16 protein-coding genes, 1 other RNA gene and 2 pseudogenes are annotated in these 20,535 nt (G+C 34.6%); 5 read left to right on the forward strand and 14 right to left on the reverse strand.

Annotation, left to right across the window (positions count from 1 at the left end):
* Positions 1–209: 209 nt before the first annotated feature.
* Positions 210–1,595: an MATE family efflux transporter gene (locus BKP37_RS10685; protein WP_071309588.1), complete on the forward strand. Its 1,386-nt coding sequence runs from the start codon at positions 210–212 to the stop codon at positions 1,593–1,595.
* 67 nt (positions 1,596–1,662) lie between these two features.
* Here the strand turns inward: BKP37_RS10685 and BKP37_RS10690 are convergent, their stop codons facing one another.
* Entirely contained in the window at positions 1,663–2,838 is a 1,176-nt protein-coding gene (locus BKP37_RS10690) for an alpha/beta hydrolase (RefSeq protein WP_071309589.1), read from the reverse strand.
* Positions 2,839–3,071: 233 nt separating this feature from the next.
* Between BKP37_RS10690 and BKP37_RS10695 the strand changes: the two genes are divergently transcribed.
* The 3 genes from BKP37_RS10695 to BKP37_RS10700 all read left to right on the forward strand — a co-directional run bounded on the left by BKP37_RS10695 (position 3,072) and on the right by BKP37_RS10700 (position 5,410).
* Positions 3,072–4,304: an aminopeptidase gene (locus BKP37_RS10695; protein WP_071309590.1), complete on the forward strand. Its 1,233-nt coding sequence runs from the start codon at positions 3,072–3,074 to the stop codon at positions 4,302–4,304.
* Positions 4,305–4,808: 504 nt separating this feature from the next.
* Positions 4,809–4,964 (forward strand): hypothetical protein, encoded by a 156-nt coding sequence (locus BKP37_RS20115; RefSeq protein WP_169823132.1) that lies wholly within the window; start codon positions 4,809–4,811, stop codon positions 4,962–4,964.
* 218 nt (positions 4,965–5,182) lie between these two features.
* Positions 5,183–5,410 (forward strand): hypothetical protein, encoded by a 228-nt coding sequence (locus tag BKP37_RS10700; protein ID WP_071309591.1) that lies wholly within the window; start codon positions 5,183–5,185, stop codon positions 5,408–5,410.
* Between the two features lie 34 nt (positions 5,411–5,444).
* On the opposite strand, the gene bshB2 is transcribed toward BKP37_RS10700, so the two are convergent.
* The 3 genes from bshB2 to BKP37_RS10715 all read right to left on the reverse strand — a co-directional run bounded on the left by bshB2 (position 5,445) and on the right by BKP37_RS10715 (position 7,394).
* Positions 5,445–6,101 carry a bacillithiol biosynthesis deacetylase BshB2 gene (bshB2, locus tag BKP37_RS10705; RefSeq protein WP_071309592.1) on the reverse strand — a complete coding sequence of 219 codons (657 nt, stop codon included), beginning with the start codon at positions 6,099–6,101 and terminating at the stop codon, positions 5,445–5,447.
* A gap of 14 nt (positions 6,102–6,115) precedes the next feature.
* Positions 6,116–6,463 (reverse strand): YojF family protein, encoded by a 348-nt coding sequence (locus tag BKP37_RS10710; RefSeq protein ID WP_071309593.1) that lies wholly within the window; start codon positions 6,461–6,463, stop codon positions 6,116–6,118.
* Positions 6,464–6,827: 364 nt separating this feature from the next.
* Entirely contained in the window at positions 6,828–7,394 is a 567-nt protein-coding gene (locus BKP37_RS10715; protein WP_071309594.1) for a GNAT family N-acetyltransferase, read from the reverse strand.
* Between the two features lie 335 nt (positions 7,395–7,729).
* Between BKP37_RS10715 and ssrS the strand changes: the two genes are divergently transcribed.
* Positions 7,730–7,912: non-coding RNA, 6S RNA (gene ssrS / locus BKP37_RS10720), on the forward strand.
* 79 nt (positions 7,913–7,991) lie between these two features.
* Here ssrS and BKP37_RS20745 read toward each other — a convergent pair.
* The 10 genes and pseudogenes from BKP37_RS20745 to BKP37_RS20760 form a co-directional block, all read right to left on the reverse strand.
* A complete protein-coding gene (locus BKP37_RS20745) occupies positions 7,992–8,120 on the reverse strand; it encodes a hypothetical protein (protein ID WP_281243044.1) in 129 nt (42 codons plus the stop codon).
* A 404-nt stretch (positions 8,121–8,524) separates the two neighbouring features.
* Positions 8,525–9,488 (reverse strand): annotated as a pseudogene (gene msrA / locus BKP37_RS20515) (peptide-methionine (S)-S-oxide reductase MsrA).
* 434 nt (positions 9,489–9,922) lie between these two features.
* Positions 9,923–13,066, reverse strand: coding sequence for an AAA family ATPase (locus BKP37_RS10735; RefSeq protein WP_071309597.1), 3,144 nt, complete (start codon positions 13,064–13,066; stop codon positions 9,923–9,925).
* Positions 13,066–14,214 carry an exonuclease SbcCD subunit D gene (locus tag BKP37_RS10740; protein ID WP_071309598.1) on the reverse strand — a complete coding sequence of 383 codons (1,149 nt, stop codon included), beginning with the start codon at positions 14,212–14,214 and terminating at the stop codon, positions 13,066–13,068. The genes BKP37_RS10735 and BKP37_RS10740 overlap by 1 nt, the downstream gene beginning before the upstream one ends.
* Positions 14,215–14,591: 377 nt before the next feature.
* Positions 14,592–15,563, reverse strand: a complete 972-nt coding sequence (locus BKP37_RS10745) for a YbgA family protein (protein WP_071309599.1) — start codon at positions 15,561–15,563, stop codon at positions 14,592–14,594.
* Positions 15,564–15,978: 415 nt separating this feature from the next.
* Positions 15,979–16,182: a hypothetical protein gene (locus tag BKP37_RS10750; protein WP_071309600.1), complete on the reverse strand. Its 204-nt coding sequence runs from the start codon at positions 16,180–16,182 to the stop codon at positions 15,979–15,981.
* A 303-nt stretch (positions 16,183–16,485) separates the two neighbouring features.
* Positions 16,486–17,286 (reverse strand): nitroreductase family protein, encoded by an 801-nt coding sequence (locus BKP37_RS10755; RefSeq protein WP_071309601.1) that lies wholly within the window; start codon positions 17,284–17,286, stop codon positions 16,486–16,488.
* 135 nt (positions 17,287–17,421) lie between these two features.
* A complete protein-coding gene (locus tag BKP37_RS10760; RefSeq protein WP_071309602.1) occupies positions 17,422–18,345 on the reverse strand; it encodes a dipeptidase in 924 nt (307 codons plus the stop codon).
* A 35-nt stretch (positions 18,346–18,380) separates the two neighbouring features.
* Positions 18,381–18,512: a hypothetical protein gene (locus BKP37_RS20750; protein ID WP_281243045.1), complete on the reverse strand. Its 132-nt coding sequence runs from the start codon at positions 18,510–18,512 to the stop codon at positions 18,381–18,383.
* 1,323 nt (positions 18,513–19,835) lie between these two features.
* Positions 19,836–20,387 (reverse strand): annotated as a pseudogene (locus BKP37_RS20760) (IS66 family transposase); the annotation flags it as partial.
* Positions 20,388–20,535 lie beyond the last annotated feature (148 nt).

The raw sequence follows: 20,535 nt of genomic DNA on the forward strand, positions 1-20,535 counted from the left end.
CGTGAATTTCATCGTGTGATTTTACTTAACAAAAAGACTATATCTAGCTGAGTTAATGAGTTCTTTTATTATAAAGCTTAGTGTATTTTAATTATGAAATTCGTTCTATTAACAAATTAATATCTTATCCAAAAAAACACACTGTCCGTTCTTCTCGTTTTCTGTTATAATTTCGTTCGTGTGACTAAATATAGAAAGAAGGGGTAGTATTGAAACAAACCCTCACCATTAAAGAGAAGATTGTTCAATTTTTTTATATTCTTGGACCAATCTTAATTACTCAATTAGCTTTATTCTCTATGAACTTCTTTGATACGATGATGAGTGGGAATGTTAGTTCTGATGACCTAGCAGGAGTTGCTATTGGTTCTAGTCTTTGGATCCCAATATTTACTGGGCTTACCGGAATATTAATGGCTATTACTCCAGTTGTTGCTCATCATTTAGGTGCTAACAATAAAGATGAGGTACCTTTTTCTGTCGTACAAGGCATCTACCTATCCATTTTCTTAGCGATTATCGTCATAATTGGTGGTATGCTAGTTGTAAACCCCATCTTAAGTTTGATGAGCTTAGATAGTAACGTAGAATCAATTGCTCGCGATTATTTAATTGCTTTGGCGTTTGGTATTTTTCCATTGTTCAGCTATACGATCATACGCTCTTTTATTGACGCACTTGGACATACTCGAGTTACGATGATTATTACTTTATTATCTTTACCGATTAACATCTTCTTTAACTATATATTAATATTTGGAAAGTTAGGCTTTCCACAACTTGGTGGGGTTGGTGCAGGAGTTGCCTCCACGATTACGTATTGGGTTATCTTGTTTATTTCTATTTATTTCGTTCAGCGAATGGCGCCTTTTACTGACTACCGAATTTTCAAACAATGGATACCGGTTTCCTTTAAAGCATGGAAAGAAATATTAAAAATCGGTGTTCCAAGTGGGCTCGCTGTTTTCTGCGAAACAAGTATTTTTGCAGCGGTAACCTTACTCATGAGCAAATATAGTACAGCTACGATTGCAGCCCATCAAGCTGCAATTAATTTTGCATCCTTTGTTTATATGGTTCCATTAAGTATATCTATTGCTTTAACCATTACCATCGGCTTTGAGGTAGGTGCTAAACGATTGAATGATGCGAAAAACTATAGTTATTTAGGTATTAGTAGTGGGCTGTTTTTTGGAATCATTGCATCACTTCTGTTATATATATTTAACAAACAAATTGGTATGCTTTATACAAATGAAACTGAAGTGCTCGAATTAATTACTCATTTCCTTATTTATGCTATCTTTTTTCAAATGTCAGATGCTATTGGTACACCTATCCAAGGGGCACTACGTGGTTATAAGGATGTAAATGTAACATTCCTTTTAGCTTTTATTTCTTTTTGGATCATTGGTTTACCTTCTGGTTATGTACTAGCAAACTACACAACATTCGGACCATTCGGTTATTGGATGGGGTTAATTATTGGATTAGCTACAGGAGCTGTTTTCTTATTTATACGTCTAAGATACCTCCAGAAAAAATTAAGTATGAGTAAAAAACCTAATACAAATTCTTTTTATGAAATTAATTAACGCCATTTTTCGAGATAAAACAAATGAGGGTGTAACCAAAAATAACTTTTGGTTACACCCTCTTCTTTCAATGCTGTTTTATAAATTGATTAATAATGAGAAATGCAGCAATCGCATACGCTTCTACATATTCTCTTAATCCCTCTTTTCCACTAGAGCGATAAACAGTAGTCTGTTCATATCCTGTCAAAGTTTCTTTCTCTTCAAATACATTTTTCAAATAGGAAACAGTCTGGCGCAATCCGTGGTCGCCCATTTGCATAACTTCGTAAAAGGAAATAAAACCGTGCATGACCCCTTCATAATGTAAATGATTAACGGGAACTCCAGACATAGCAAGTTTCTCTCCATATTGCTCACCCTCATCCTTAAGTGGATCAAACTCAGCTGTAATAATTAAAGTTGGAGGTAAGTCTTCTAAGTTTTCTGCATTCAACGGGGACGTATAAGGGCTTAGCCACATCTTTTCAAGTGGTGTATACAAATCTCTTGCTCGTACCATCACACTTCTAGATAATAAATAATATCCACTATCGTAAATAATTCGAGATTGTAACGGCAAATCTTCAAAAGTTGTTATAGGATACAACAATGCTTGTCCAGCAATTTCCGGTCCCTCAAGATCTCTTGCCATAATTGCTACAGCAGTAGCTAAATTTCCGCCTGCACTATCGCCAGCTACCGCTATTCGACTTACATCTCCATTATATTTATCAGCATTTTCATAAGCCCAAACGAGAGCATCGTAACTATCATTAACGGCAGTTGGAAATACATATTGCGGAGCAAGTCGATAGCCTACTGCAATGACAACACTTTGACTTCTAGCCGAAAGAGCTCTAATAATATTATCATGCGTACTAATACTTCCATAACCCTCCAAAAAAGCTCCGCCATGATAATACAAAATAACTGGGTGAGGCCCTTTATTCTTAGGGTAATACACCCTTACTGGTATTTCTTTTCCATCCGAAGCTAAAATTGAAAAGTCCTCTTGAGCAATTTTTGAAGGCCTTGACTGAGTTAAAAATCGAGGTGGCTTCATATCAGAAGTAATCATATTATTACTTACAGCATGAAGAATTACAGCTGTTTTTGGTGGAAGACGCCCTTCATCAGTGAATGACCAATTATGAACCGACAACATGACATAGCTAATAAATAGAATTATTAATAAAACGACAATTGTTGTCCCTATTTTCACAAAATTGAGTACTAGTTTAAATCCTTTTTTGTCTTTCATGAAAGGCGCTCCTTTCTTTTCTTTATGTTTTCGTTCAACATTTTTATTATAGCAAAATTATTTTTAAATCATGTTACTCTTGTTTATATGAAATATTTAGAATTTTTTTCCAATAAAGACTTAATTAAAATAATCCTTACTATGAAGGACAAAGCTATCATTTCCTTCTGTTAGATTATTTTGGTAAAATATATTATTGAAAACTAAACATTTTTTTGTTGGGAGGATATATCTTGGGTCTATTTGAACAGAACCTAGAAAAATATGCAGATCTAGCAGTTAGAGTTGGAATAAACATTCAAAAAGGTCAAACTTTAGTAATTAACGCTCCTACAAATAACATGGGATTTGTTCGTCTTGTTGCTAAAAAAGCATATGAGGCAGGTGCAAAAAATGTACATGTTGAGTGGAATGATGAGCAACTGACATTATTAAAATACACATTGGCTCCTGATGAAGCTTTCACTGAATTTCCACTTTGGAAAGCAAAGGGTTATGAAGAAATGGCTGAGAATGGTGCTGCGTTTATGAGCATTGTTGCAACAAATCCTGACTTACTTAAGGAAGTAAATCCAGAAAGAATTGCAAGTGCAAATAAAGCTGCAGGCAAAGCGATGGAAAAATATCGTAACTATGCTCAAGCTGATAAAATTAGTTGGTGTGTCATTGCTGCGCCATCAAAGGAGTGGGCTCAAAAAGTATTCGATGGTATAGCAGAAGAAGAAAGTGTCAAAAAGCTTTGGGAAGCTATTTTCATGGCTACTCGTGCAAATTTAGAAGATCCAGTAGCAGCTTGGAGAGATCATTGTGATAATCTAATGAGCAAGGTAGATTACTTAAACAATAAGAAATATACAAAACTACATTACCAAGCACCAGGTACTGATTTAACAATCGAATTACCTGAAAAACACCTTTGGGTCGGTGGTGGTGGAACCAACGAAACTGGTATTCCCTTTGTTGCAAACATGCCAACGGAAGAAGTATTTACCTTACCGAAAAAAGATGGAGTTAATGGTTTCGTAACAAGTACAAAGCCATTAAACTACAGCGGTAATGTCATTGATGGATTTCGTTTAACCTTCGAAAATGGGAAAATTATTGATTTCAGTGCTGAAACTGGCTACGAAATGTTAAAGCGTTTAATAGAAACTGATGAAGGCTCTCACTATTTAGGTGAAGTAGCATTGGTACCTCATGATTCACCAATCTCAAATTCAAATATCATTTTCTATAACACATTATTTGACGAAAATGCTTCAAGTCACTTAGCGATCGGGAATGCATACTCCTTTAACATTGAAGGTGGGAAGACCATGAGCAAAGAAGAACTAAAACAAAATGGACATAATTCTAGTCTCACACACGTTGATTTTATGATTGGTTCTAAAGACATGAATATTGATGGTATCACCAAAGAAGGTGCTCGTGAACCGTTATTTAGAAATGGGAATTGGGCTTTTTAATATAAGGGATAATACATTGGCGAAAAAGACGATTGAAGTATTATGTTCCTTTCAGATCCACCCAAAATTCATCATGATGGCTTAGAAATTATTTTTCTAAGCCCTTTTTTTATGCTTTATTCCTAAGCCACTTAGTACGACGGACACAGAAGAGCTATTTTAACAAAATCCTTCAATACACGCTGTTATGATGACACACGATCCGATATTTGCTTAAATCATTAAAAAAATGACTTCTTTACGGCAAATAGAGGATCTGTAGTCCTTTAATTTTAAAGAACAATCTCTATTTTGATTTACAGTCTTAAGAAAACCATTAGAAATCCTCAAATCACAGAAAGAACCTGTCATTTTTTTATAATCATGAAGTTGTACAATCTGAATAGAATTTATAAAAGAATGTTTCCTATCAATTTAATAATAGAAGCATGCTATCTATAAATAATTAATACGACAATGAACGAAGCCTTTACTAATAATCAAAAGATTAAGGAGAGGATTGTTGTGAAATTGTTTAGAATTAAAAAAAATGGTTATGGATTGATGGAGAAAAAAGTTAAAATTTCAATGTATCAAATAGAGGAACGACTATGGGTTTTAGATATGTATAGGCGGAAAGGATGTATCATTGATCGATATTCATTAAAAGACGGGAAATAGTACTCTTCAACTACTTTGCAAGACGAACTTGGAATGATATTCTCAAACTCATTTTTATCTATTCATCCGGGAAACCTCATCTTCTCCCGTTTACTTCAACTTTATTTTCGGCCCTTATTTACGGTATTTCATACTAAATCCAGGTAATTTCTATATTTCCTCATTTTTTCTATAAAATTAGAGAAAATACTAATGATTACGATCTAAGGAGAATGAAAATGGAATTTATCATTAAAGCAAAAGAAAGCGCAATCCCTTGTGCTGTAACTATTGATGAAGATAATGGTCGTTACATGATAAGGAATGTTGATACAAGTGGGCAGGTTTTTCAAAATAAAGATGAATTGTTAAAGTGGATTGAAGAAGAATGGAATTCGAGTACTTTCGAGGATGAAAAAGCTTATGATGAACTACTTGATATGATTAAAAATAATTTTGATGAATGATAGAAGTAGAGCGGCTTATATAGTCGCTCTACTTCTATTTAAACTGATAAATCCAAAAACTTTCTTCTGCTAGCCATTTTTTGAGCCTTTCATTTAAAGCGTCACCATCCTCTTTAAAGATTGCTTCTGATTGTGAACGGTGGGCTTTAATCGCTGCTACTTTGACATTCATCGTAGCTTCAATATTATTTACCACATCTGGTTTGCCCAGTAATTCTTCCCTATTTTTGGATATTGCCATACAATATAGTTTTGGGCGTTCTTTTTCTGGTAACTGCCTTACTGCTTCTATTGTTAATTTCCCGGTAGCATCATGATCTGGGTGAACACCATGACCAGGGTAATGAGTAATAATTAACGAAGGCTTCACTTCATCTATAATACCTTTAATCTGTTTAATAATTATAGATTCATCCTCAAATTCAATCGTTTTATCACGATAACCTAACATCCTCAAGTCTTTAATTCCTAAAGCTTCACAAGCATCGATCAATTCTTGCTTGCGTAAACTTGGTAATGTCTCACGATTTGCAAAATGAGGTTTTCCCATATTTCTACCCATTTCACCTAATGTTAAACATACATAAGTTACTGGAATATCAGCTTGAGTGTATTGGGCAATTGTTCCCCCTGGTCCGAATGCCTCATCATCAGGATGCGGAAATACAACTAATACATGCTTTTCTGTCATTTGTTCTTCCTCCTTTAATTAAATGGCTTTTCACTGATCTGTAAAGCAATAGCAATTCTACCTTCAGAATCATGACCAGCTATTAGTAAACTTCCATGATCGTTGATCTCCCAATCAGTTAACCCTTGTGCATATATCCAACCATCTTCTATCTTTAATCCAACTCGATAAGGGTTTTCCCCAGTTATTTTCCCTTGAGAAAATTGAACCTTTCCGTTTCGAATAAAAGCACTAACGGTCATTTGCGCATCATTCCTATGTGCTGCATATGCTCCATTCGTTGTTTCTAGATGAATATAAATTGGTTTATTTCTAAATGTATTTAAAGCTTCTTGTACACTTTGCTTATGTATTTGCTTCATAAAGTAAAATCCTCCCTATAAAATTCACTTACTTAATAGAACATTTATGGTTATAGAGCTGCTTAATGCTAAGCTAACATGCAACATTTCCTCACCATTCCATTCTCTTCTTACACTTCAAATTACACTATTGTATTTTAACATAGCTAGCGAAAACAAACTTATATTAAGCTTGGCAGTAAGACAAAAGTAAACCTCAACGCTAGAACAAATAGCCGACGAAATAACTTTAGAGCCCGTAAAGCTAGACAGCTTCCTAAATTAAAATTTAATAATCCTACAAGCTATTTCTAATGGGCAACGATATTACTCTATTAGAAAAAGCAATCTTCACTTAAAAAAGATTGCTTTTTTATATTTTAATTTAGGTTTTTGTCGTTTCGTTTTTTGAATTTTTCGCCTCATATTGTTCCTTAACGATACCATAATAAGCGACATCCTCATAAACTCCCCACTTTAGCACATGTTGCGGAAATGTTCCTTCGTGCCTTAGACCAACCTTTCTCATCACCCCAATAGAAGGTTTATTTTTTTTCATGACACAAGCCCAAATACGATTCAAATGTAAATCTTTAAAGGCAAACTTAATAATACACTTAGAAGCCTCTGTTGCATACCCATTATCCCAGTAAGGTTTACCTATCCAATAAGCTAGCTCTCCCCTGTTGTGATTGAGTGCTATATTTAACATTACACATCCCACTACTTCCAAACTACCTTTTAAAACAATAGCAAAAGTGTAACTACTACCTTTTTTCATTTTCTCATTAATTATTGTAATCCATTGTTGGGCTAAACCATCAGGATAAGGATAAGGAATGTGTAAAGTAGTTTTAGCCAAGTCAATATTTGTAGCTAAACTTTGTACAACGAGCGCATCCTCAATGACAAACGGTCTTAATAATAATCGTTTCGTTTCAAAGTAAAGCATTCCGCTCCCCACCTTTTATTATTAGAACCTAATGGCATTTTAATAAATTTAACAATTCATTATTCTCGCCACTATGATACAGTTACGCCGACCTGTTATTAACCAGTTATAGTTTATGCAACTCGAATTTGTAATTAGAGTTAGTCCACTTAATTTTTCTGAACTATTTAAACATACCAATAAATCACGTTACAATTTATCCTAAATTTATCAACGGAAAAATTCCATCTATTTTCTAAACAAAATTCCTTATTACCATAGATGGCAAAAAAACACTATTGTTAAAACGTAAGAATAATATTATTATATAAGTAAGAGTTAACAAACATAAGAAACAACTCCTGCGATGAACGTAGGCTTAAGATGTCTCAAACCGATGCATTGTTTTCGGGAATTCAACATTGTTATTTTGACAACACGCCAAGTAAGCGAATTGGACGTTGGAGAAATAGCTGCGAGTACCCACCTGCTTAGAGCGGGTTTTGAGACACTACGAGCTACGTCAGAGCGGGGAAATTCTACATAATAAGTCATTCAAAGCCTGCTTATAAAAGCAGGCTTTTTTCGGTTATTATAATTTAATCAAACTAAGTTTTGTTATCCGTTAACGTCTTTACGTTGTATTTCTGAGCGAGTAATACTTATATTCTCTTTTTGTAAACGCTCTCTTTTCACTTCTCTCAAAACTAAACGTATTGTTTTTCTTATTCTTTTCCTATTTTCCATGAATAACAACACTCCATTTTCTTTAGATTTGTTTTCATGTTTAGAAATACCTAAGCCCTCACTAAATTTTTCTGGTATTTCAAATAATAACTACTTCACTTATTGAGGTATTTAGTGAAGAACTTTTCTAGCTGAGTGAATTTCATATTACATTAATCAAGCGAAATCAAACTATAACTAGTTGAAAGAGCACGTACCGTATTAACTAGTTATAGTTTCGTAGTCGAGTGAAATCCATTAAGCTAAAATTTATTGATTACATTCTAAAAAAGCATATGAATAAAAAAATTAATTTATGACAGTATTTTGACGTTAAAAATAAAAAAAGCTTAACCTCAATATAATCAGTGGGCTTTTATTATCCACATTAATTGAAAATTAAACTTACTAAATAAGTGTAATAACTACGCTTTGTTACCGTTAAACAACTCCAAAAACTGTCCATATCCTTTTTCTTCTAGTTGTTCTATTGGAACAAAGTCCAAGGAAGCAGAATTTATACAATACCGAAGATGTGTAGGCGGTGGTCCATCTTCAAAGACATGTCCTAAATGGGAATTAGAGTTTTTTGTTCTTACCTCAGTCCGAATCATAAAATGACTAATATCTGTTTTCTTCACTATTAAATCATCACTAATTGGTTTCGTAAAACTCGGCCATCCACATCCTGAATCATATTTATCTATCGAAGTAAATAGTGGCTCCCGTGAGATAATATCAACATAAATACCTTCTTTTTTATTATTCCAATATTCATTTTGAAAAGGCGGTTCAGTTCCGTTATTCTGTGTAACTTCAAACTCAATCGCAGTCAATCGTTTCTTTAAATCGTCACTCATTGTCATCACCTCTCCAATGTTTTTTAATAAAGCCCGCACGTCCTGATCCGACATGGTATAAGGAATAGTGTACTGGATCTTTTTTGTAGTAGTCTTGATGGTATTCTTCACCAATATAAAATTTACTAGCTGGAATAATTGGTGTGACAATTGCCTTTGAAAAACGGCCACTTTCTTCTAACTTTTGTTTCGACACTTCCGCCTGTTGTCGCTGATGCTCACTATGATAAAAAATTGCTGTTTGATATGATTGACCTCGGTCATTAAATTGCCCACCGGGATCTGTCGGATCAATTTGCTGCCAAAACAGTTGTAATAGCTTCTCATATGGAAATACACTGGAATCAAAGGTGATTTGCACAGCTTCATAATGACCAGTATCTTCCCGACAAACTTCTTTATAAGTTGGATTTTCTTTATGACCACCCGTATACCCTACTACAACATCCAAAATACCTTCCTGTTCATGAAATGGTTTCACCATACACCAAAAACATCCACCAGCAAATGTAGCCTTCTCGACTGGCATACTATCACCCCTTTAAATAGTATCGATTAATTATACCAATTGTTCCCTAGAAAATCTCAAAACATGCTTATAAGAAAAGGGCAACTCATTAATTACGAGTACCTGTTCCTGTGCCACTCTGTTTCCATTTTCGCAAAGCAGTTGCAAAATAATTCTAGCTTAGCTTAATTGAAAGGGCTTGACCAAAATCTTTTTTTGCTTCCGAATGCTTCTGAGCACCTACTAATAAAGCTCTGAAGTATGCTTCTCAATTTGCTTGACGAGTAGGGACCGTAAGATTAAATCGCAACCCTTTAAAGACGAATTACAAAGTATATTTGACTGAAGTAACCAATCTAGTAAGGTAAAGCAGACAGCTTCAAAATATAAAAAGTCTAACTTATTGAGCATTTCCATGCCCATTTAGTTAGACTTTTTATATATAAAGATATCTTTTACATTGAAATCGTATTCCCGTAATATTTAACTGAACTTCCAGCTTGTGATGCAGTGACTTCGAAACGAGCATCAATACGTTCCTTTAATTCAGGTACATGTGAAATAACTCCGACTAATCTACCTGTACTTTGTATTTCAATTAACGTTTCAATCGCATTTTCTAACGATTCTGGATCTAATGTTCCAAATCCTTCATCAATAAACATTGTTTCCATCGAAACACCACCAGCATAGCTTTGAACAATATCCGCTAGCCCTAACGCTAACGATAAAGATGCCTTAAAACTTTCTCCACCAGATAAAGTTTTAACATGACGAGAACTACCCGTATATTGATCAAATGCGAGCAGTTCAAGACCACTTTGGGCATTCCCTTTCGAACGTTCAGTTTTTCTCTGTAGTTGGTACCGACCATTTGTCATTTTATTTAGTCTACCATTTGCAGCTAGTAAGATTTGATCTAAAAAAGCAGCTAAAACATAACGTTCAAAAGTCACACGATACGTATTTCGACCAGAAGCAATATCGGCTAACTCTCCAACCGTTTTATACTTCTCTTCACTTTCGGCCATTTGCGAATTAATGTTTACAATCGCCTCATGAATTCCGATATTTGTTTTCACTTTATGATAAAGACTGTTTCTTCTTGCCTGAAGTTGCTCTATTTCATCACATATTAATTGCAATTTTTCGTTCAATTTTTCCATATTCGGCTTTTGGGCCGTTTCAAGTCGCAATACTAAATCTTGATAACGATCGGTAACAGATCGCAATTCCTCACGATAAGCCTGGACATTGGCTTCTAATTTCTTAATTTCAAATTCTGGAATTTTGACTTGGCGATAATGCTCTACAGACAAAAATCCTAATTTATCTAATTTGTTTTTAAAGGCGTCATGCAAATTAGTTTGCCTCGAGAGCAATTCTGTAACTACTTTTTGTAAAGAAGAAATAGACCCTTCGTTAGAGGCTATTTTCTGAATCGTATTATTGACCGATTGCTCTGCTATTCGTAGTGTTCGTTTCATCGATTTTAATTTCTCTTCTACAGCAATCAATGTATCTCTATAAGCAGCTTCATCTCTCATATTTTCAGGAAGTGTTTCTGATAGCCGTGTGAGATCTCTTCTTTTTTCTACAAAGGTAGTATAGTTTAATTCATGTTCTTCGTTTGTTTTTCTTAAAAGATCAGACAAATGAGTCTTTTCTGCTGTCAATGCTTGAAGCTCCTCTTCTAACTTTTCTGTTCTCTTAACAGTTTCTTCTAAGTTTTTCAGTTCTTGAGCCATATTTTTGCATTGCGATTGAAAATGCTCTTCTAGTTCTTCTAAAGCATATAAAGACCGTAATTGATAAGGGAGCAATTCGTTTACTTCATCAGCTAGGGCAATGACACGATCCATATGCGTTTCAAACTTCGATTTTGCCTCATAATAAGCTGCATCAATTTGTTGTTTCTTATGCTCAAGCTCTTTAACTTCCTTTTGAATTTTTTTCATTTTCTCTTCTGTTGGCATACCTTCGGGCATTAATGCCATATTCGGGTGATGCTGAGAGCCGCAGACTGGACAAGGGTCTTCATTCTTAAGCTGTTTAGCAAGAATACCTGCTTGTCCTTTGCTCCAAGCTTGTAAAATTTCCTCTAACTGATCATTTTTTTCTGATAAATCTTCCTCAATATCATCACGATCGTCTTCTGATTGTGTGTAAAGCTTTTCTAAAGTAATTAGTTGTCTTTTGTTTTTTAATAATTCACTAACCTTTTCAAGCATTCTTTGCTCATTCGCAAGCTTCATTGAAATATCAGCCTGTTGTAGCTTCGCTTCGTGGATAGCTTCTTTTTCTTTATTTACAGTTTGTAATTTTTCTTCAAGTATTGTTAATTTGTGATCAAACGAAATTTTATTTGCTTTTGTTTTTTCTATTGAAGCAGATAACTTCTTGACTTCTTTCTCAAGAGTAGAAAATGAAAGAACCTCATTTTCTAAATTTTGCAAACGACTAATTTCTTTTTGACAAGCCTCACGTTCGCTAGCCTTCTGCTCTTCTAGCTGTAAAATCTCTTGTTTTTCATTTAATATCGATTTTAGGCTTTGGTTAAGGCCTTCAGCAGTGTTCAACTCTTGTTGCTTCGCTAAAACTTGACGATCAACTTCAATACATTGTTGCTCATATTGTTGTAAGATCATTGCTCTGTTAGCTAACTGAATAGCTTCCACCTGTTTTTCGATCGTCGGTAATTGTGCCTCTAGCTGCTCTTTTTGTAAAAATAATTTCTCTTTTGTTTCTAACTGCTCGATTAGTTCCTTAGCTTGATGAATTTCCTTTTGCACTAATTGACGGTGATCCTCCTTCGTAGCAATCGTTACCGCTTGTGCTTGAAGGCTTGTTTCATCTTCTTTTACTAGTTTTGTTAATTCTTCTAGTAACTCTGCAACGTTAACAAAATCTGCATTCATTAATTCTTTAAGTTTTTCATTACCTTCTCCTTGAATTCGACTTATAAACGTCTTACGTTCAAGGATGCTTTTATCAACTTGCTTTTTAAGTTGGTTAGCTGTATCTTTCAGCTTCTCTTCAATATTTTTGTAGTTTTCTGTATGAAAAAGCTTCTGCAAAATTTTCTCTTTATCTTTACTATCCGAAACTAATAATTTACGAAACTCTCCTTGAGGAATCATCATAATTTGCCGAAATTGCTGACAGTCTATTTTCATGATTTCGTTAATTTTTTCATCAACTTCACGTACGTTCGATGCGAGCAGCACTTCTGTTTCACCGATTTCAAAAAGCTCAGCTTTCGCACCTTGCGTCGTTGTCCCTTCACCTCGAGTTTTTTTCTTTTCTTGTTGAGGACTTCGAACAATTAAATATTGTTTCCCTCTTAATTCAAAGAGAAGTGACACTTCTGTTAAGGTTGTATCTTGTGCAAACTGACTTCGAAGATCATTTCCTATACGATCGTCACCACTTGCTTTTCCATAAATTGCAAAGCTAATTCCATCAAATATCGTCGTTTTTCCGGCACCTGTAGCACCAGAAACAACAAACATCGTTTTTTGCCCTAGTTTTGTAAAATCCACCTCTTGTTTATTAGCATAAGGGCCAAAAGCTTGCATCGTTAATTTTAAGGGTTTCATTAACAACTGCCTCCCTTTTTTCCATCAACATCATCAATGATTGCTGTAAGAACTTGTTTTTTCTCATCTGTAAAGCTGCTGACTGTCATTTCTTGATAAAAATCAGAAAACAATTCTAAGGTGCCCTTTTGATTACTAGTATCAATTTGGAACATCCCAGATTTTTTTGCATCTAATTGCTCGATTTTTCGCTCCAAATGCAGAACATTCGGATAAACTGATCTAAGCTTACCGATTGGATCTATTAGTGCTCCCTCATCTAATAATGAAATCTTTAAATAATCGTCTACTCGCTGATCTTGGTAAAAGCTAATATCCAATAATTGATCTATATATCCTTCAATAATTCTCATATCTCTTTCAGGTGCTAAACTCTTATATTGAACTGAAACTGCACCTTGTTTATCTATTGTTACTACGGATACGGATTTACTTTGTTTCGCTTCGGAAAATGAGTATTTCATTAACGATCCAGAGTAATAAACAGTCGGGTGGTTAATGGCAGTAGGACTATGGAGATGGCCTAAAGCTGTATAGTGAAAAGGTGAAAAGACTTCTGCACTAACACATTCTGAACCACCGACCGATAAAGATCTCTCCGAGTCAGATTGTAACCCTCCTAGAACAAAGGCATGTCCTACCAAAACGTTGGACTCATTTGGGCTTAAAGACTTTTCTATATTGTCGATAATACGTTTCATTGCGTCTTCATGACTAATAATTGATTGATCATCTAATAGATGACGTATCGTTCCGGGTTCAGCGTAAGGAATTAAGTAAAAGTTGACCCCATTTATTTGAACGGGTTTCGGATTATTTGTTGCTTTACCTTCAATATATAAATTACTTTTTCGAAAAAGCTGATTTCCAAAGTGAATTCGTTCGGCGCTGTCATGGTTTCCTGAAATCGCCAAAACAGGAGTGTTTAGCTCGGTCGTAATCGTAAATAGCACGTCATGCAAAAGATCAACAGCAGCAGTCGGCGGAACAGAACGATCATATAAATCACCAGCAATCACTACTGCGTCCGGTTTTTCAACTTCAACTAGTTCAACAAACTGTCTAAGCATATGCTTTTGATCTTCTGTCATATGAATGCCATGTACTAATTTACCTAAATGCCAATCGGCAGTATGAATAAACTTCAATGTGTTTCTCCTCCTTTTTAAAGCTTACATATTTAGTTCTATATCTTAATATTAATAAGCGCATGAATTATTATCAAAATAACATAGGGTCCTTCTCTATTTTAGCACAACAATAATGAGTAGTTATTAACCTATTTGTATCCTTTAGTCACCACTAATAGTAGTTTAACTTTTCCGAGCTTTATGGGCGTTGGTCTTACCTAAACTCTGCGTTTCTTTAAAGTTTTGAGCTGTCCTATCTAAAGTAAGGGTCAAGTAACATTTTGAATTATATTGTTATTCCAATTCTTATCTTTAATTGAGCTAACTGCATATTCAGTGTTGTACAATAACAAAAGATAAGCATTACCACCATCGTTAAAACGATGCGGCAATGCTTATCGATAATCTCTCCCTTTTCCTGAATCACTTATTTCAACCAACTTTTCAGGATAAGGTGAAAAATAGGTTTGTTTCAATAAATAATTATTTTCAAAACGAATTGCCCATGATTTTAGTAAACTCGTCACGCTACTAAGAGGTACTTTCTTTTTATGATATTTGTCTAGTATTGTCATAAAAAATTCGCGTTCCTTTAAAGATAAATCCTTTGAGAAATACCCAAACACATGCTGACTTACATTAATATTAGACGTATATTTAGGAAGTTTATTTACTAATTGAAATAACAATGTTTCATATTCGTCAAAAATCACTTGTAACGGTTTTTTTTCATGATTTCCAACAACATTACCTAATTTCTTTAATATTGTTGGTTGATAAGCCATAAATAAGTATTTGTTGTGTGCATGAAATTCGACTAAATCGGAAATTAATCCTTGCTTTTTTAGGCTATGAAAAGATGCTATCGTAAAAAGTTTTGTAAAAAAATGTTCACGGATCGTAAAGTTTTTTAGTCTCCCTTCATCCTCGACTGCCAAATAACCAAACTGCTCTTGAACTTTTCCACCAAACAAACCATTACTCATTCGAACGACAGGAGCTTTTTCTTTTCCACTATAAACTTTCACATCATTCAAACCACAGCTAGGCGAACGACTTTTCAAAATAAATCCATCTATCTCCCCAACTTCAGCAAGAAACTTCGATGAAAACTCGTTCATTTTATTTGTTAAATTCAGATTTTCAGAAGGTTGGATTAATGAATTACACCCTTTATCATCTACTACACGAATTACATCACGTGGTATCCCTAACCCGATTTCTACCTCTGGACAAATCGGGATAAAGTCTACATATGGAATTAAATTATGGACTGTTTGATCACGAACGATTTCTCCATCGTAGCGGCAATGATGAAATTCTAAACATTTACTTACAACGACTTTCGGTTTAACGAATTCTTTCATTTTTTCCTCCACGTTAAAAAGTTAAACAAACATAACAAGATTAGTATGGTCTTATTTTCCATGCTCATACACACTTAAAAAGGCTCGCTCGAAAAAACGTACTCTATTTAGTTGAAATTCAGACGTTTTCAACTAGGTTTATTTTACTTCCGAAGATAAAGCTGAACTTTAATCAGTGGGAATTTTCCTTTATTTCCCACTGATTGTTAGTTTAACTTAACGGACTTTAGGGGCAGTTAATCCCCCACATAAATTTTCGATTTTCTTACGTTTTGAGGTGGGGGTCTACTGCCCCTTAAGAGGGAGATAAATGTAAGTTAATAAATTTCATAATTCAATTATCCTCGCCACTAAGATACTATATATCCGTAACTAGATATAGATTTATACGTCTCAATTTTTGTAATTATGAAGATCACTTATTTAATTTTTTATTTATTTCGTCTAATAGTTTAATAATCTCTGAAAACCCAAGTACAAATACACCACTAACAACGGCACTAATAAAAAACATTACACCTGTAAAATCACGTACCATTAATACTAGTCCTACTGCACCACCACAGACGATTGTTAATATTCCAATAATAAACAATAACTTCGCAACTTTATTATTCAATAGAAACACCTCTCCTTTTAACTTTTGTATAGGGCTTACATGAGTAGTTACATAACAAAAGCACTTTGTCCGCGAACCATAAAAGTAAAAGTTCATCTCCAGCTATGTCTTTAGTAAAACTACTTTAAAAAGTCTTTATGTATAGATTTATAATTTAAGTGACCTAACTCGTAGGCGCTGAAGTAGAGGGCTTTCCTACTTAAAGGCAGCTCCTCTACCTAAAAAATAATGGTGTAAAAAAGACCGTAGAAATTATCTACAGGTCTATTAATTGAAACAAGAAATCAACTCATATGTTTCTAACTACTTATTGAGTTTAAAGGTTACTGTATTTAAATTCTCCGAATATTCCCAAATCCCCTTTTTACCTTGCTGATTAACAGCAAGTTCAATATGAAGCATTGCAATGCCTCGGTCAATTCCTTTTGGAACATTCGTTTCTTCTTCTGGCTTGTCCAATCTTATTGTAATAGAATGATCTTCTTCAATCACATATCGTAACGACTGACGGTTATATGCAGACGGTGCTAAATTGGCAGAATAAATAGCCTTCTCAATCCATTTAGGCCACTTTTCCATAGGTAATCCATCGACCGTTTCTTTAATAGACTTCGATTTATGATAATCTCCAACTTGATTCATCATTTTTTCAGTTAAACTGTAGTTTTTTCTTGCATATCCAAATGGTAAAATAGCTATTATACGTTCATGATCATTCACTTTTATTAATTGTTCAGCTACTTCTTTATTAAAATAACCACCTACCCAACATGTCGATAAACCGTAATCCACAGTCTCAAGTACTAATCCCTGAGCAATATACCCACCTTTTTCATATCGAAAATCTACCTGTTCATTAACAACTAGAGCAATGAAAGAAGGAGCACCTGTTATTTTCCCATAAGGACCCACTGCCCCAACAAAAATTGGATCTGGTGAACGTTCGACCAGTAGTAAGCGAACACCTTTGTAGGTTTGATTTAGCTCTGCAATAACATCATTTAATGAATGAAATACCTCTGCTTCAATCGTCTTAAAAATGTACGTCCTCCTTGAACGTCGAAGTGGTATCGCTTTAAACCATTTGTCAAATTGTAAACTCAAATTAATCACCACCCAGGTTGATGACATTACTTTACTAGATATTATAGCATATGTAATAGTCACTGTAATTTCCTACTTAAGCAATGTCAAACCCTTATAAGATTTTTAACCCTAAAAGACATACTAACTGCTAGTTTATTTAGGTATAAAGTTAAGAAAATTCTGATGTGCAAAACCTAACACCTGATCTTCTGTATAATGCTTTAATAGTTCTTGAATCAACTGTTGATATTTAGAAGCATCTTCCAACCCTAGTACAAACTCGGTTATACCGTCAAAATCAGATCCTAAACAAATATACTTTTCCCCACCTAATGAACAAAAATGTTCAATATGACGAACTATATCTGTGATTGTAGCTTCTTTTGTTTGACTTAAAAAAGGTGGATTAAAGACGATCCCAATTAAACCGTTTTTCTCAAACATCGCCTTCGCCTGTTCATCTGTTAAATTACGACGATGGTTACATATAGTTAAAGCGTTTGAGTGAGTAGCAATCGGGTAATCAGCGATATCCATAACATCCCAAAAACCTTTAACATTTAAATGCGATACATCCGTTAAAACTTTACTTATATTATTAAGCTCGATAACTTCTTTCCCAAAGTCTGTTAAACCAGCACCACGACTTTCTCCAACACCATCACCAACTAAATTCGCATTATTCCAAGTTAACCCTAACGATTTAACACCGAGTTGATAGAGGTTTTTCAATTTACTAATGTCATTTCCAAAGGCATCTGCACCTTCTAAGGTTAACATTGCCCCTATTTCCCCGTCCTTAAGCTTGTCAAAGTCTGACCATTTTTCAATTTTTTTGATTTGGGCATGCTTCCCTATTACTTCCTGATGAAAGATATCAATTTGCTCTAAAGCAACTTGATACTTTTGGTCAAAAGGTAACTCAGGTTCAATAAATATAGCAAAAAGTTGAGCTTTTACGTTCCCTTGAAGTAACCTCTCTAAATTTGTTTCTATTTCTGTACTATTAGTAAACGAACGGTTCTTATCTTCCCAAATTTTAAGCAAGGCATCACAATGCGTATCGATAATTTTCATTAGATCACTCCTCGTAGCTAGTATTTCTCTAATTCTCAAATTAAAAATATGAAATAAACAATTGTTGCTAATAAAGCTACCCCAATTAACATTCTAACTAATTTCCCAATTACTTTAATAAATAAAAATGCTGCCAAAATGACAATCAAAATCATGGCCCAATCCATAACAAGCACCTCCAAATTTTACTAACTATTAATCAAACTGATTTGTACTTAAGTCATAGACCCCCACCTCTAAGCGTAGCGTAGGTGGGAACTTCCATTCAGGTGGAGTTGAGATTCCATCTGAATTTCCGATGTTCTAGCGAAGCTAGAACGAGTTCTCTGAAGAAAACGTCTAAAATATTGAAAGTTAAATAACCTTTCACTTCCCAACGTGAATATCCCTCGCTCATAATGTGGTAATAAGATCGCCTGATTAGCTTAATGAAGTATGAATAACAAATGGAGAAAAATCACAGATTATCTCCATTAAAAAGAAAAATATATATATGACATAAGAAAAGCCCAAGCGCCTTGGTCACGAGCAGCTGCTCCTGTGCCACTCCGTTTGCTCAAGAGCAAAGCCGCTTCGAAGTAATTCAAGTAGTAGCTTCACTGGGGCGGCCTTTGACAGAAGCCGCTCTTTGGCTTCCGCGTGCTTCTGCGTCTTACAGCACTGCTTCGAAGTAGGCTTCCTCGAAGCAGTGTTTTGTGCGACGAGTAATCGCAGGAGCAATTGTTTTTCGTGCGACGAGTAATCGCAGGAGCAAAGCTGCATGAAGCTATTCAGAGACGTTATTCATGTAGTCATTGAAGTCAGAAACTTGACTGAAGTGACCGAGCTCGTAGGCTGCTTGCGCTAGACAGTTTCCAAGTTAGAAATTTATAAATTCTGGTTACATAAAAAATATTCACAATCCCTAAATAAAGATCCAGAAATACAAATTTGACAAAAAAAATTGACGAACTAAACTGAAACCGAACAAAAATCATCGTCCAACATAGCTAAAAGAGCTCAAAAAACATTTTTAACGTTTAATGATATCCTTCACCTCTAACTGAATAAATCTTGGAGATTAAATGCAAAAAAATAGGAAACGTTATGGAAGTACATCCTGATATTGTAACAAAAACCTATAAAAAAGGACATATAGTATTATTTCATTCCTATTCACATAATTACGCCTTATACCACATTTCATTCTCTTTATAGAGATTTAATAAAGGAAAACACTTTCAACTCATTATTTGACTCGACCGATACTTAATAAAATTTCCAGGTAGTTCATTCAACAAAAGCTCAATTCAATATGGCCCGAAGACTAATTGGAAATGGGTTATTACTATCATGAATGAAATGTCATATGTAGTGATACAATTGCTGTAGCCATTACGACAGATGAAATGCTATTACAGTAAGCCCGAAATATAAAAAATAGCGCACCTTTCCGGTACGCATGACGAATAGCCGTATATCACGACTTTTTTATCGAATATACGGCATATTTATTTTTTCATACATGATACCTGGATCATTTTGGACCAGGGCATGTACTGATTTAAAATTTCAGGGTTTTGATGGATGCCGATATTCGGTAGATCCGTCAAAAGTTTCTTTATGTATTCGTAGAAATCGACACCGTTACTTTTAGCGGTTTCCGCGATGCTTAAACAGATGGCGTTTGCTTTGGCACCAGCTTCACTGACTGAAAAGAGCCAGTTTTTTCTCCCAAGAACATTAGGACGGATGGCGTTTTCGGCTGGATTATTATCGATTTCAATGCGACCATCGTTCAAGAAAGCTTTGAGCCCATTCGCTCGGTTTAAAGTATATTCAGCTGCCTTGGCGAGGGCATTTTTTCCGAAAAATGGTGATGTTTCAACCCAGTTTAGGAATTTCTCCACAATTGGCTTTGAGTATTTTTGTCGTTTTTTTCTACGCTTACTCGGAGACAAATGTTTAAATTTCCTTTCTAATTGATACAACTCATCGCAATACTTCACACCAATTTGGCCATTTTTGCTGTCTGCTTTCAACCAATAACGACGAACATGAGCCTTATCTAAGTTCTCGGATAAGGCTCATTATCCAAGAAGATTGATTATCCGAGAAGAATTACTGTAGGTCTTTAAAATAAAGTAATTCTTCTCTTTTTTCTTAGATAATTATTCGATACAAATTTCGGTTTTTAATTTAGAAAATCTG

The organism is Anaerobacillus alkalilacustris (genome assembly GCF_001866005.1).
Taxonomy (GTDB): Bacteria; Bacillota; Bacilli; order Bacillales; family Anaerobacillaceae; genus Anaerobacillus; species Anaerobacillus alkalilacustris.